This window comes from Peptoniphilus phoceensis (assembly GCF_001517665.2).
GTDB lineage: Bacteria > Bacillota > Clostridia > Tissierellales > Peptoniphilaceae > Peptoniphilus_A > Peptoniphilus_A timonensis.
In genome coordinates, this window is the sequence record NZ_LN999809.1 from 809,426 (window position 1) to 824,169 (window position 14,744).

Here is a 14,744-nt window from a genome sequence, read left to right on the forward strand (position 1 = left end):
CCTAAGCCATCTCTATAAAAATATTTAAATCAAAGAACTTTAGCTAAAAAGTCTTTTGTTCTTTCATTTTGTGGATTTCCAAAAATTTCTTCTGGACTTCCTTCTTCTACAATATAGCCGCCATCCATAAATAAAATTCTGTCGCCAACTTCTCTTGCAAATCCCATTTCGTGAGTTACAACTACCATAGTCATTCCTTCCTTTGCAAGGTCCTTCATTATGTCAAGGACTTCTCCTACCATTTCTGGATCAAGAGCTGATGTTGGTTCGTCAAAGAGCATAACCTTTGGATTCATTGCAAGAGCTCTTGCTATTGCAATTCTTTGTTTTTGTCCGCCAGAGAGTGATTTTGGAAAAGACTCAGCCTTGTCTGGAAGTCCAACTCTTTCAAGTAATTCTTTTGCCCTTGTTTCTGCTTTTTCTTTTTCCATTTTCTTAACAAGTGTTGGAGCGAGAGTAATATTATCCAAGATATTTAAATTGTTAAATAAGTTAAAGGATTGGAATACCATTCCCATTTCTTCACGAACCTTATTTATGTCAATTTCCTTAGATGTTATTTCTTCATCGTCCACATAAATCTTGCCACTTGTTGGAGTTTCCAAAAGATTTAAGCATCTCAAAAATGTTGATTTACCAGACCCTGACGGTCCAATTACAACAACAACTTCTCCATCTTTTATTTCTTGATTTATTCCCTTTAGGACTTCTAATTCACCAAAGGATTTTGTAAGATTTTCTACCTTAATCATTTGAAAGTCTCCTTTCTAAAAGTCCCAAAGCCTTTGAAAGGCTAAAGGTCATAATGAAATAAATTACAGCTACAAATATAAAGGGTTTTACTAGTTGATAAGTACCTGAAGAAATAGTTTTTCCGGCATACATCAATTCTCCAACTCCCACTGTATAAGTAATTGAAGATTCCTTTATAAGTGTAATAAATTCATTTACTAGAGCTGGAAGAATATTTTTTATAGCTTGAGGCATAATAACTTTTTTCATTGCTTGTTTTTGGTTTAGTCCAAGAGATCTTGCTGCTTCCATTTGTCCAAAGTCAACTGAAGATATTCCTGATCTTATAATTTCTGCAATGTAGGCTGCAGAGTTTAAAGATATGGAAAGAGAACACAAGAACATTGGTGCAGTTAAAAGTGTAAATTGTTCTGGAATAATTTTTTTAAGTCCAAAATACACAATCATTATTTGAACAAGCATTGGTGTTCCTCTTACGATTTCTATATAAACACTTGATAAGATATTTAATATTTTTAATTTTGATGTTTTCATTAGAGCAAGGATAACCCCAAGTGTAAAACCTAAAATGACACCAATTATTGAAAGTTCAATAGTTGTTATGGCTCCATTTAAGTAAGTTGGAAGGTATCTCTCCAAGAAAGCAAATTGATTCATAATTCCCATTTTTTCCCCTTATTTTTTAATTTTATAAAATAAAAATTCCCCACATTTTAATGTAGGGAATATTTAATTATTTCATTGCCTCTTTATTAGATAATTCAATATACTCATCAAACCATTTTTCTACTTGGCCTGAATCTTTTAATCCTTTGACAACTTCATTGACAGCTGCTGTCAAGTCGTCGTTACCTTTTTTAACTGCTACTGCAAATCCACTTTCATCTGGAATTCCTAAGTCTTCTAAAATAACAAATCCTTCAGTGATTGAAGCAAATTGTTTAGCAGGAAGTTCTGATAAGAAAGCTGCATCAATTGATTTGTTTTTAAGTTGTTCGATTATAACATTGTTTAGGTCAAATCCCTTGCAGTTATCACCAAATTTTTCTGTTGCAAACTTGTGTTGAAGTGATCCAAGTTGTGTACCAATTATTTTTCCATTAAGGTCATCAAAAGTTTTGTACTTGTCTTTATTTTCTTCTGTTACAAGTAGAACTTGTTTACCTTGTGAATACTCTTCAGAGAAATCAACTTGTTTCTTTCTTTCTTCGTCAGCACCCATTCCTGCAAGAACTATGTCAACGTCGCCTGCTTTAAGAGAACCAAGAAGTCCTTCGAAAGCCATGTTCTTAACTTCAAGTTCAACTCCAAGTGAATCAGCAATTGCTTGTGCAAGTGCTATATCAACACCTGTAAATTCTTCTTTACCTGATTGGAAAGATGTCCATTCCATTGGTGGGAAGTCTGCTGATGTTCCAAGAACTAATTTTCCTTTTTCTTTAATAGCGTCAATTGTAGGTCCAGTAGTTTTAACTTCTACTTTAACAGCTTCTTTAGCAGATTCATCTGCCTTTTCTTCTTTTTTACCACAGCCAAATAATAACAGGGCTGTTATTGCAATAATAGCAATATTTAAAAATTTCTTTTTCATAATTTCCTCCTATTTTAACAAAAGTAGCTCTCTATAACTTTTTCGTTAATTTTAAAAAACATTATAACTCAAAAAACAACGAATTTCAATGTTTTAAGTCCACTTTATTAAATTAAAATTCTAAAAGATCCTCTGCTGGAGTTTCTTCTATTGGATTTATAATTTTTTCTTCAGCCGGTTTTTCTTTTGGAAGAGCTTTATTAACTTCAGGAGGGTTATTTTTCTTTACTCTTGAATATTGATAAACTCCCCAAGATTCAAGTTCATTATCTGTTCCAAGCCAAACTGGATTTCCAACATTTACATTTGGAAAAACATAATTTTCCACATCGTAGTTAAATAGTCTAATACAACCATTGGAATAGTAGCCTCCAATTTGATGAGGTTTTATATTTCCATGAATTCCATATCCGTTAAAACCACTTAATCTTATTCCCATCCATCTTTCGCCAAGTGGATTTTTTGGATCATCTGCTGCAACTGGGGTGTACTTTCCTCCCATGCCACCCCAAGCGGGATTTTTGTGTTTGTTTTGAATTTTTCCCTTTCCAGATGGTGTTGGTGTTGCATTTGTCCCAAGAGTTACAGGGTACTTTCCAATAGACTTATCTCCCTTGTAAAGAGTTAGGGTTCTTCTAGATTTATTTACAACAATCCAGTTTCCCTTAGTTGGTGGATTTGTGACCATATCATAAACTTCATAATTTTCTGTATGAAGAGCTTGATTTGTCTTTTCATTTAAATCACCAGTTACAGGAAGATTCATCTTAGCCTGCCATCTTTTTAACTCATCTCTTCTCTCGACTCCAGCTTTATCCATAAAATTATTTTGTCTTACAAAGCCTTTGGCAAAAACAAAATTTGGCAAAAGACTTGCAGCCAAAATAAAAACTCCTATTTTTTTTATTTTATTCAAATTAGCCCTCCAATTTATCCTTTAAAAATTGTCCTGTATAAGAATTCTTGCACTTAACTATTTCTTCAGGTCTTCCAGTGAATAAAATTTGTCCTCCACCTTCTCCACCTTCAGGTCCAAGATCAATAATATGATCGGCACATTTTATTACATCGAGATTATGCTCAATTGTAATGACTGTGTTTCCCCTGTCTACAAGTTCTTCCAAGACTTTTATTAATTTATTTACATCTTCTGAATGAAGTCCAGTAGTTGGTTCATCTAGAATATAAAGAGTTCTACCTGTTGCTCTCTTAGAAAGTTCTGTTGCAAGTTTTATTCTTTGAGCTTCTCCACCAGATAAAAGTGTAGAACTTTGACCTAGTTTTATATATGAAAGTCCAACATCTCTTAGGGTTTCTAATTTTCTAAGAACTCTCTCATGATTTTGGAAAAAGTCAATTGCCTCTTCCACTGTCATATCTAAAACATCGTAAATATTTTTGCCCTTGTATTTAACTTCAAGGGTTTCACGATTGTATCTCTTTCCGTGACAAACTTCGCAAGGCACATAGACATCAGATAAAAAGTGCATTTCAACTTTTAAGATTCCATCACCCTTGCAGGCTTCACATCTTCCACCCTTGACGTTAAAAGAAAATCTTCCCTTTTTATAGCCACGCATCTTTGCTTCATTAGTATTTGCAAAGACATCTCTTATTATATCAAAAGCTCCTGTGTATGTGGCAGGATTTGATCTTGGAGTTCTTCCAATTGGAGATTGATCTATATCAACTATTTTATCAATATTATCTAAGCCTTCTATGGCCTTGTGTTTCCCTGGTTTTATCCTAGATTTATTTATTTTTTGAGCAAGGCTCTTGTATAAAATTTCATTTACAAGAGAGGACTTACCTGATCCAGAAACACCAGTTACACATACAAATTGTCCAAGAGGAAATTCTACATCAACATTTTTTAAATTATTTTCACTAGCTCCTATAACTTTTATAGATTTACCAGTATAATCTCTTCTTTTTTTGGGAACTTCAATTTTCTTTCTTCCACTTAAATATGCTCCAGTAATGGATTCCTGAACATCCATAATTTCTTCTGCAGTTCCTTGTGCAACAATCCTTCCACCACCTACACCGGCAAGAGGTCCAATATCCACAATTTCATCAGCAGCAAACATTGTGTCTTCGTCATGTTCAACAACAATTAGTGTATTTCCAATATCAGTAAGATTTCTAAGTGATTCAAGAAGTTTTGCATTGTCCCTTTGATGAAGTCCAATACTTGGTTCATCGAGAACATAGATTACACCAACAAGTTGAGAACCAATTTGAGTTGCAAGTCTAATTCTCTGTGCTTCTCCACCAGATAAGGTCCCAGCCATTCTAGATAGGGAAAGATATTCAAGACCCACATTTACTAAAAATTCAAGTCTAGATTTTATTTCCTTTAAAAGTTCTTCTGCAATTATCATTTCATTTTTTGTAAATTCTAAGTTGTTAAAAAACTCAAGGGATTTATCTATAGAAAGTTCTGTCAACTCAAAAATATTTAATCCTCCAACTTTTATGGCAAGAGATGAATCTCTAAGTCTTGATCCATGACACTTTGGACAAGGAACTTCTTCCATAAATTCGTCAATTTTATCTAGCATTCTGTCAGAACTTGATTCAGTGTATCTCCTCTTTAGATTTTTTAAAATTCCTTCAAATCCTCCTGAATATTTTTTTTCTCCAGAAAAATAAGAATTAAAAGAAAAGTTTAACTTTCCCTTATAGCCATTAAAAATTGCATTCAAAAATTCTTCTGGTGCATTTTTTATAGGCTCCTTAGTTGAGAAATTAAATTTTTTAGCAATTTGAGAAATTATTTCATAATAATAAGTTCCCTTAGAGTTAGAATAGCAGGCAATGGCACCTTCATCTATTGAAAGTTCCTTGTTTGGAATAACTAAATCTTTTGAAACTTCTTTAGAAAATCCCAAACCCTTACATTCCTCACAGGCTCCCATAGGAGAATTAAAGGAAAATGATCTTGGAGTAACTTCTTCTATAATTATATTGCAATGAGGACAGGCGAATTTTGTAGAAAAAATCATGTCATCCCCATCAATTACATTTACTTTAGCTATTCCATCACTTAAATTTGTGGCAATTTCTAAGGAGTCAGCAAGTCTGGATTCTATTTTTTCCTTTATAATAATTCTATCTATTACAATATCAATATCGTGATACTTATTTTTTTCAAGTTCAATTTCTTCGCCAATATCACGCATTTCTCCATCAACTACAATTCTCAAAAAGCCTTCTTTTTTTATTTTTTCAAAAACTTTTTTGTGTTGACCCTTTCTATGCCTTACAAGAGGAGATAGAATTTGAATTTTCGTCCTCTCATCTAGTTTCATAATTTCATCTACCATTTGATCTATGGTATAAGAAGAAATTTCTTTTCCACATTCTGGACAGAAGGCATGACCGACTCTTGCATACAAAAGTCTTAGATAATCATAAATTTCTGTAACTGTCCCTACAGTTGACCTTGGGTTTTTTGATGTGGTTTTTTGATCAATAGAAATAGATGGACTCATACCTTCGATATAGTCAACTTCTGGTTTATCCATTTGTCCCAAGAATTGTCTTGCATAGGAAGAAAGTGATTCAACATACCTTCTTTGACCTTCTGCATAAATTGTATCGAAGGCAAGGGAAGACTTGCCCGATCCAGAAAGTCCTGTAAAAACTACAAATTTATTTCTAGGAATATTAAGATCAACATTTTTTAAGTTGTTGACCCTAGCTCCCTTTACTATTATTTCGTCTTTCAATATAACACCTCTTTAAAGGATTGCAGATTTTTTCTTCTCTCTTAAATCCTTTATCTTGTCCCTAATTTCAGCAGCTTTTTCAAAATCAAGTTCTTCTGCTGCCCTATACATTTCAGGTTTTAGGGCATTTATCATTTCGTTAATTTCATCTTTAGTAAATTCATTTTCTTCGTCTTTTATATCTTCAAAGTCTATGCTATCTTCTGCAGCAATGGCGGTATTTATTACCTCACGAACACTTTTAACTATAGTTTTTGGAGTAATATTATGTTCCTTATTGTATTCTTCTTGGATTTTCCTTCTCCTAGAAGTTTCGTCAATAGTTACTTTCATAGAAGGAGTTATTGTATCTGCATACATAATAACTTTTCCCTCAGCATTTCTCGCTGCACGTCCTGCAGTTTGAATAAGTGATGTGACAGAACGAAGGAAACCTTCCTTGTCTGCATCTAAAATGCAAACCCTAGAAACCTCTGGCAAATCCAGCCCCTCTCTCAAGAGGTTTATCCCAACAAGTACATCGACTTTTCCAAGTCTAAGATCTCTTATTATTTTCATTCTTTCCAAAGTATCTACATCAGAGTGCATGTAAGTTACTTTATACCCAATTTCTTTTAAATGTCTTGATAAATCTTCTGACATTCTCTTTGTAAGGGTTGTGATTAAAACTCTCTCTTCTCTTTCAATTGCTCCATTAATTTCATTTATAATATCATCAATTTGATTTTTAATTGGTCTAACTTCAATTACTGGATCGAGAAGTCCAGTAGGTCTAATAATTTGTTCAACTTCTTGTTCTGTATGTTCTAATTCATAAGGTCCTGGCGTTGCTGAAACATAGACGCATTGGTTCATCATGTCTTCAAACTCATTAAACCTAAGTGGTCTATTATCTAAGGCTGATGGCAGTCTAAATCCATAATCCACAAGAGTTTCTTTACGAGCTCTATCTCCATTATACATACCTCTAATTTGTGGAATTGTTTGGTGAGATTCATCTATTATAGTGAGAAAATCTTTTGGAAAATAATCTATAAGAGTATAAGGTCTTGAACCTGGCTCTCTTCCAGACAAGTGTCTAGAATAATTTTCGATTCCAGAACAAAATCCCATTTCAGATAGCATTTCTAAATCATATCTCGTTCTCTGTTCAAGTCTTTGAGCTTCCAAAAGTTTTTCTTGATCCTTTAAAACTTTTAATCTTTCTTCAAGTTCTTCTTCTATTGTCACAATAGCCCTCTTTACCTTTTCTTCTGACGTTGCAAAGTGGGACGCAGGAGTTATATAGGCGTGATTTAGATAATTTAAAACTTGCCCTGTCAAGGCATTTACTTCTGTTATCCTATCTATTTCATCTCCAAAAAATTCTACACGAATAGAATTTTCTGATGATGAAGCTGGGAAAATTTCTAAAATATCTCCACGAACTCTAAAAGTTCCACGTTTAAATTCATAATCATTTCTCACATATTGGATGTCAACTAATTTGCTCATGACATCATTTCTATCCTTAATCATGCCAGGTCTAAGAGAAATCGCCAATTTTTCATAGTCAATTGGGTCTCCTAAACCATAGATACAAGAAACTGAAGCAACAATAATTACGTCCTTTCTCTCAAAAAGTGACATAGTCGCAGAGTGGCGCAGTTTATCTATTTCATCATTGATTGAAGAATCTTTTTCTATAAAAGTATCAGTCCCAGGAACATAGGCTTCTGGTTGATAATAATCATAATAAGATACAAAAAATTCCACAGCATTTTCTGGGAAAAATTCTTTTAACTCTGAACACAATTGATAAGCAAGAGTCTTGTTGTGGGCAATAACAAGAGTTGGTTTTTGAACTTTTTCTATAACATTTGCCATAGTAAAAGTCTTTCCAGAACCAGTTACACCTAAAAGATTTTGATGCTTGTAGCCTTTTTTTATACCTTCAGCTAATTTTTCAATAGCCTGAGGTTGATCCCCTGTGGGTTTATATTCTGAATGAATTTTAAATTTCACATAATCACCTACTAAAAAGAAAAAATATTGGAGTCCGTTCTCTTTTCTGTTCCACCAATATAAACGTCGTCTTTCTTCAAAATAATTTGACCTCTACCCATGCTTTTGTAATCATTTACTATTTCAACATTATGACCAAAATTTTTAAGTTCAGCTATTATTTTAGGGTCAAAGTCAGCTTCTACTTGAATTTTTTTGCCTTCAGTCCACATAATTCTCGGAGCATCAAGGGCTGCTTGAGGATTTAAATTAAAATCTATCATATTAGTCAAAACTTGAACATGAGCTTGAGGCTGCATAAAGGCACCCATAATGCCAAAGGCTCCAAGAGCCTCCTTATCCTTAGTCATAAATCCAGGGATTATTGTGTGATAAGGAAGTTTTCCTCCTTCAAGTGAATTTACAAGTCCACCTTCAAAATAAAAATTTTCTATCCTATTATTTAAAGAAATCCCAGTTCCTGGCACAACAATACCAGATCCAAATCCAGCATAGTTTGACTGAATCATGGAAACCATATTTCCATATTTATCTGCAGTGGCAAAATAAACTGTGTCAGAAGAATTTATCTTGTAAGGCTCTGGAAGAATTGCAAAATCCTTAATTTCACTTCTTCTTTTATCCGCATATTCATCTGATAAAAGTTCTTGAATTTTTATTTTCATCTTTTCTGGATCTGCCACATAAGATTTTGCATCAGTTAAAGATAATTTTATAGCTTCAATAATTTTATGAAGAGTCTGTGGATCATTTCTATCCTTTAAATCCATTTCAGATAAAATATTTAATGCCATCAAGACAGAAATCCCATGCCCATTAGGTGGGATTTCCCAAATATCTATTCCCCTATAATTAGTAGAAATTGGCTTGACATATCTCGCTTCATAATTTTTTAAATCTTTTAAACTTAAAAAACCTCCAAGTCTTTCAACTTCTTTTGCAATTTTTTGTCCCAGATTTCCCTTATAAAAAGATTCTCCCTTGCTATCTCTTATTTCTCTAAGAGTTTCTGCCATGTCAGGACATTTAAAAACTTCTCCTGCCTTTGGAGCTCTTCCATTCATAGTAAAAGTTTTAAAAAACTCATCAAATTCACTTCTATTTAATTTTTTATATTTGTCTACACTTTCTCCCCAAAGTTTGGCAATTTGCGGAGTAACTGCAAAACCCTCTTCTGCATAAGAAATTGCAGATTCAAAAATTTTATCAAGACCCACAGTGGCAAAGTCCTTGTAAATTTTCATGAAACCGCCAATAAATCCAGGTGTGTTAATTACATTCACTCCACAGCTAGGCATTTTATCATAGCCCTTTTCCCTTAATCTTTCAATAGAAATATTTTCAGGACTTCTTCCACTAGCATTTATGCCATAAAGCTTTCCTTCAAAATAAATTAAAGCAAACATATCGGATCCAAGTCCATTTCCTGTTGGCTCAACTACTGGCAAGCTAATAGAAGTAGCTAGAGCTGCATCAATGGCATTTCCACCTTCTAAAAGAATTTTTGCTCCTGCACTTGTAGCATAAGCTGAAGATGTGGCAACCATTCCATTCTTACCAAAAATAACTCTTCTTGTTGAAGGATAAGGATAGTCATTGTAATTAAATTTCATAAAATCATCCTCTGTCTTTACATAAAAGTAGTGTCTAAGTCTTTAAAAAAGATTAAAAATTAAAAGAGATTAAAAATTTCTATAAATCAAATTCTCTCAATAAATCAACTTCTTATTAATAAAATTGCTAAAAATGTTCTTAATTTTAAAAATCCAGTTGTCTAATATTTATATTTAAAATAATAATCTCACAATTATTTAAATTTCTCTCAATAAATTTTATTTTAACTCAGCTTTTTATTAGAAATAAAATGCTCTTAACAAAGATAATTCTATAATTAATTAGTAAATAATTCAACATTTAGAATTTTTAAATAGAAAGGTCAAATTTTTTATCTAGATTTATTTTAATAATTTCTTTTACAATAATTATCTTAACTTAAATTTAATATATATTTCTTTCTCAAAAAATTACAAACAAAAAAGAGGCTTCATAATGAAACCTCTTAAAAATTTAATTTACTTTTGCCATCTTCTCTTAGTTTTTTTCAATTCTTTTTTGAAATTCTTTAGATTTTCTTTGTATTCATGGGCATCGTAAATCTTTATTTTTTTGTTGTATTTGTGAGCTAGATCAAAAACTCTTTCTTTATCTTCTTCTTTAAAGAAGAATCTTCTTGTCAAATCTCCCTTAGTAAAATAAAGAAGAATTTTACCTGGCTCAGCAGGTTTTTTCTCATAAGTAATTGCATCGATTTTTGACCATTCCCAAATTTCGTTGGTCTTTGTGATCTTCATATCATTACACATCTCAAGACCCTTACTTGTTACTGCAACATACTTTTTTGTAAGTAGTGAGAGCAATAATAAGAGTGCCAAGAGAAGAGTTAGCTTATACTGTGTGAAAATACCCAAAATAATTAATACGGAAGTGACTACATAGGCATATTTTTCAGAAAATGTTTTTCTTGGATTTACATATTCGTATTTAATCGCTTCGCTGTCATCATCCCAAGGCAATTTTATCTCTGACACATAATCACTTCTTTCTATAAATATTAGTGAGGAAAGTTTAATTAAGCACTAAGTTTTGGAGCTTTTCCTTCTGCTCTTCTTCTTTCAAGAGCTGCCATAGCTATTTCTCTAGCTGCTTCTGGAGATTTAGCTTGTTTCTTCATTGTAGTCTTACCAAATAGATTTGTATAAGATCCGTCAGCCCAGAATATATTTTTACCAGCAAATGCTGTTACGCAAGCGTAAATTGGGTTTAGTAAGTTAACAAATGCAAATGGGAAGAATGCAAGTGGGTTAACACCAAGTGTTCTAAATTGGTAAGCACCACAAGCTGTCCATGGGAACATTACTGCCCAAAGAGTACCAGCATCTTCAAGTGTTCTTGATAACATGTTTCTTGCAAGACCAAGTTCATCATATTTTGTATCATATAGAGGAGCAGGAACACCGATTCCTAGGAATTGGTCACACATTGCTGCGTCACAGAAGATAGATGTAAGCATTGTAGCAAGAACGATTCCACCAACAGAGTTGATTTTAGTCTTAATTCCACCAAATAATTTTTCAACGATACCACATTTTTCAAGAGCACCACCAAAGGATACTGCAAGAATAATAAGGTTGATTGTCCACATTTGGTTATCCATACCACCTTTAGCAAGAGCACCATCAAGGAATTCATTTCCTGTTTCAATTGATGGACCATAGTGAAGGATTGAGAATAAATCTGCTACTGAATATCTTTGTTGGAAGATAAGAGCAAATATAATACCAACTGCAACTGAACCAAGTACGCCTGGAAGACCAGGAATTCTAAGAACCATGATTAAAACAATAACTAGAATTGGAAGTAAAACTAGTGGGTTAACGTTGAAGTTACCTGCGATTGCTTCTCTAATACCATCAGCAATTGTTGGATCATATCCAGCGCCTGCAATATTCATACCTAAAACAGTATAAATAATAAGAGATATTAAGAAAACAGGACCAGTTGTAGAAACCATAGCTGCAACGTGGTCAAATAGACCTGTTCCAGCAACACCTGCTGCAAGGTTAGTAGTATCAGATAGTGGAGAGAATTTATCTCCAACATATGCTCCAGATATTACCATACCTGCTGTTAATGCAGGGTTAATTCCAAGACCAGTACCAATTGTCATAAATGCAATACCTACAGTTGCTGTTGCAGTCCAAGATGAACCACATGCACAACCAACTACTGCACAAAGTAAGCAACCAACTGGTAGGAATGTTTGTGGTGATAAAAAGTCAAGTCCATAATAGATAAGAGCTGGAATTGTACCTGAAATCATGAAAGATGATACCAATAGACCTACAGTAAGTAAAATTAAAATTGCATCCAATGTCGCTGTTATTCTGTCAATAATACCAGACAACATTTCTTCAAAAGTATGTCCGCAAATTACACCAATAGTTACAGTAACTATAAGTGCTATGATTAGTGGCATGTGAGCTGCGTCATAAGCCTCATCACTGAATTTGAAAACATATACCATTAGAGCTACCATTGTTATAATAGGTAGTATTGCTTCGAAAAAACTAGGTAGTCTAACAGCTTTTTGACCGTCGTTCTTCATATAATTACCTCCTTAAAACATATTGTCGAGCATACCATAAAAAATTTAATATGCCGGCGATACATTATGTGAAATTTTTGTATCGCTGAAAATGTTTTCTAAGCTAATCTTACTCTACTGGAAGATATAAGTCAACTATATTTTATAAAGAATTTTATCTTACACTTAATTTTATACAATAACTTAACTTGATTACATGCTAATTTAATACAGTATTGTGGATGTCTAGCTTTGCCATAGAGTATGCTTTACCTCTTATTTGGTCTTAGTTAAAAGCGATGAAAAATTGTATTTTATAATGTTTTTTTAATATGCTATTTACAATAAAACTACATTCTTTTTTATGCTCCGATTATTCTAAAAGATATTTTTTCTTCATTATTAAGATAAATTCTTTAGGATAAAGTTTTCATAATACATTTTTTTAATTGGTGAATTATTATTTTTCTATTTAATAATTTCATCTAGCTATTATTTTCTTTTAAATATATTTTAAATTTAGATTAGCTTTGTAAAAAAATAAAGGAGCTTGGAGCTCCCTTATTTCAATTTCTATATTATTTTCCTGAAATTATTTTACTAATTTTCTGTCTTCAACCACTAATTCTCCATCAACATAAACTTGTTTACATAGGTTTGTGCCAAAGAAGTAAAGTGTGTAATCAATATTGTGGGCATCAAAAATTGTAATATTTGCTCTCTTGCCCTTGTCAAAAGATCCAATAGTTTCAGCTCTATCAACTGAATAAGCAGCGTTAATAGTTACTGCATTGTAAACTTCAATTGGAGTAAGCTTCATTTCAAGACATCCAAGTTGCATGATAAATTGAAGATTTGCTGTTGGACAAGATCCTGGGTTTGAATCTGTACAAAGTGTAATTGCCATTCCCTTTTCAAGCATCTTTCTTGCTGGAGCATATGTGTCTAGCATTAATGAGAAAGTTGTTCCAGGAAGTAAGTTTCCAATTACATTTGCCTTTGATAGAGTTTCAATTTCTTCTTGATCTACTACCATTAAGTGTTCTGCTGAAACTGCACCGACTTTTGCAGCTACATCAACACCACCAATGTTTTCAATTTCATCAGAGTGAATTCTTAGTTTAAAGCCATGTTCTTTTGCAGCTGTCAAAATTCTTTCAGATTGTTCTGCTGTAAATACTCCCTTTTCACAGAATACGTCACAGAATTCTGCAAGATTTCTCTTTGCAACTTCTGGCATCATGTCAATTACAATGTCCACATATTCATCAGAATTGTCTTTATATTTTTCATGAATTACGTGAGCTGCCATAAAAGTTCTCACAAGTTCTGTTGGAAAATCTTTATTTAATTTTTCAAGAACTTCAAGTTCTTTAAGTTCTGTTTCAAGAGTAATACCATAACCACTCTTAGCTTCAACAGTAGTCACACCGTGAACAAGCATGTGTTCAAGAAGATCTCTTGTCTTGTCATAAAGTTCATCAAAACTTGCAGATTCAGTAGCTTTTAATGTAGAAAGAATTCCTCCACCAGCTTCAAGAATTTCAAGATATTCCATACCGTTAAGCTTCATTGCAAATTCATTTTCACGACTTCCACCATATACTAGGTGAGTGTGAGCATCTATAAGACCTGGAGTTGCAACTTTTCCAGTAAGATCAACTATTTCTGTATTGTCATCTTTTAGATTTTCGTAGCCATTTCCTTCGCCAACTTCTAGAATTTTGCCATCTTTAATTGCGATATAAGCATTTTCTAAAATTTCGGCTTCATTCATTTCTTCGCCTCTTAGAGGTCTACCTATATCCTTAGGTGAAAAAACTTGATCAAGATTAACTAAAATTTTATCCGCTTTCATATTTCCTCCTTAATTTTTACATCCATTATATTTTCATTATACCCAAGAAAATTTTAAAATAAAGAAAAAACACTAAAATAAAATTTCAAAAATCCTTGTTTTAAATTATGTTAATTGTTTATAAACTATTTGATATATAATTATATTTAACTATTTTTTTTATTTACTAGGGTCTCTATAATCATTATCTTTGTCTTCTTTATACTTTTCATTTTTCTCAAGTTTTTCCAAGACTTTATTTAATTTCTCAATTATAATTACAAAAAAAACTATTAAAGTTACTTCTATAGTGTTTTTTGAAAAAATTTGGATAACAAATAAATAGTCTAGACATACACCGATCAAAAAAGCTGCAAATAAAAAGACGAGAATTTTAAAAAAATATTTCATATAATTCCATTTATACTCCTTTATAAATTATAAAAAATTACTTCTTTTTCTTATTCTATCACAAATTTTTATTCAGTTTTCATACTAAATTTTCCTAAAATGACATAATTTTTTTAATTTTTATATAATTATATGGAATTTTTGAAAACGATTCATTTCATGAGTTATCGTGATAAATCAATCATCTATAATTGTGATACTTGCTCTATATTTAGCAAATATCACATTCTTTTTACTTTTTTACAAAACATTTATAAATAAAAATAAAAA

Annotated in this window: 11 protein-coding genes; all 11 read right to left on the reverse strand. The window is 32.3% G+C overall.

The features are described from left to right. Positions 1-29: 29 nt before the first annotated feature. Positions 30-752, reverse strand: a complete 723-nt coding sequence (locus BN3657_RS08175; protein WP_062552506.1) for an amino acid ABC transporter ATP-binding protein — start codon at positions 750-752, stop codon at positions 30-32. After that, on the reverse strand, positions 745-1,419 hold the full coding sequence (locus BN3657_RS08180; RefSeq protein WP_062552507.1) for an amino acid ABC transporter permease: 675 nt from the start codon (positions 1,417-1,419) through the stop codon (positions 745-747). Before BN3657_RS08180 ends, BN3657_RS08175 begins: the two co-directional genes overlap by 8 nt. Positions 1,420-1,486: 67 nt before the next feature. Further along, positions 1,487-2,344, reverse strand: coding sequence for a transporter substrate-binding domain-containing protein (locus tag BN3657_RS08185; protein ID WP_074017855.1), 858 nt, complete (start codon positions 2,342-2,344; stop codon positions 1,487-1,489). 112 nt (positions 2,345-2,456) lie between these two features. After that, positions 2,457-3,260, reverse strand: coding sequence for a L,D-transpeptidase (locus BN3657_RS08190; protein WP_062552509.1), 804 nt, complete (start codon positions 3,258-3,260; stop codon positions 2,457-2,459). Between the two features lies 1 nt (position 3,261). After that, positions 3,262-6,078, reverse strand: a complete 2,817-nt coding sequence (uvrA, locus tag BN3657_RS08195) for an excinuclease ABC subunit UvrA (protein WP_062552510.1) — start codon at positions 6,076-6,078, stop codon at positions 3,262-3,264. A gap of 12 nt (positions 6,079-6,090) precedes the next feature. Beyond that, the gene (gene uvrB / locus BN3657_RS08200) at positions 6,091-8,082 is read right to left on the reverse strand and encodes an excinuclease ABC subunit UvrB (RefSeq protein WP_062552511.1); all 1,992 of its coding nucleotides are present in this window, start codon (positions 8,080-8,082) and stop codon (positions 6,091-6,093) included. A gap of 11 nt (positions 8,083-8,093) precedes the next feature. After that, the gene (locus BN3657_RS08205; protein ID WP_062552512.1) at positions 8,094-9,695 is read right to left on the reverse strand and encodes a gamma-glutamyltransferase family protein; all 1,602 of its coding nucleotides are present in this window, start codon (positions 9,693-9,695) and stop codon (positions 8,094-8,096) included. Positions 9,696-10,154: 459 nt separating this feature from the next. Beyond that, positions 10,155-10,670 carry a hypothetical protein gene (locus tag BN3657_RS08210; RefSeq protein ID WP_062552513.1) on the reverse strand — a complete coding sequence of 172 codons (516 nt, stop codon included), beginning with the start codon at positions 10,668-10,670 and terminating at the stop codon, positions 10,155-10,157. A gap of 41 nt (positions 10,671-10,711) precedes the next feature. After that, positions 10,712-12,247 (reverse strand): Na+/H+ antiporter NhaC, encoded by a 1,536-nt coding sequence (gene nhaC / locus BN3657_RS08215; RefSeq protein WP_062552514.1) that lies wholly within the window; start codon positions 12,245-12,247, stop codon positions 10,712-10,714. Positions 12,248-12,818: 571 nt separating this feature from the next. After that, entirely contained in the window at positions 12,819-14,084 is a 1,266-nt protein-coding gene (gene hutI, locus BN3657_RS08220; RefSeq protein WP_062552515.1) for an imidazolonepropionase, read from the reverse strand. 159 nt (positions 14,085-14,243) lie between these two features. Continuing rightward, a complete protein-coding gene (locus BN3657_RS08225) occupies positions 14,244-14,474 on the reverse strand; it encodes a hypothetical protein (protein WP_062552516.1) in 231 nt (76 codons plus the stop codon). Positions 14,475-14,744 lie beyond the last annotated feature (270 nt).

Coding starts and splice junctions, on each gene's coding strand:
- BN3657_RS08175 (WP_062552506.1), bottom strand. CDS start 752: ATGATTAAGGTAGAAAATCTTACAAAATCCTTTGGTGAATTAGAAGTC.
- BN3657_RS08180 (WP_062552507.1), bottom strand. CDS start 1,419: ATGGGAATTATGAATCAATTTGCTTTCTTGGAGAGATACCTTCCAACT.
- BN3657_RS08185 (WP_074017855.1), bottom strand. CDS start 2,344: ATGAAAAAGAAATTTTTAAATATTGCTATTATTGCAATAACAGCCCTG.
- BN3657_RS08205 (WP_062552512.1), bottom strand. CDS start 9,695: ATGAAATTTAATTACAATGACTATCCTTATCCTTCAACAAGAAGAGTT.
- nhaC (WP_062552514.1), bottom strand. CDS start 12,247: ATGAAGAACGACGGTCAAAAAGCTGTTAGACTACCTAGTTTTTTCGAA.
- hutI (WP_062552515.1), bottom strand. CDS start 14,084: ATGAAAGCGGATAAAATTTTAGTTAATCTTGATCAAGTTTTTTCACCT.
- BN3657_RS08225 (WP_062552516.1), bottom strand. CDS start 14,474: ATGAAATATTTTTTTAAAATTCTCGTCTTTTTATTTGCAGCTTTTTTG.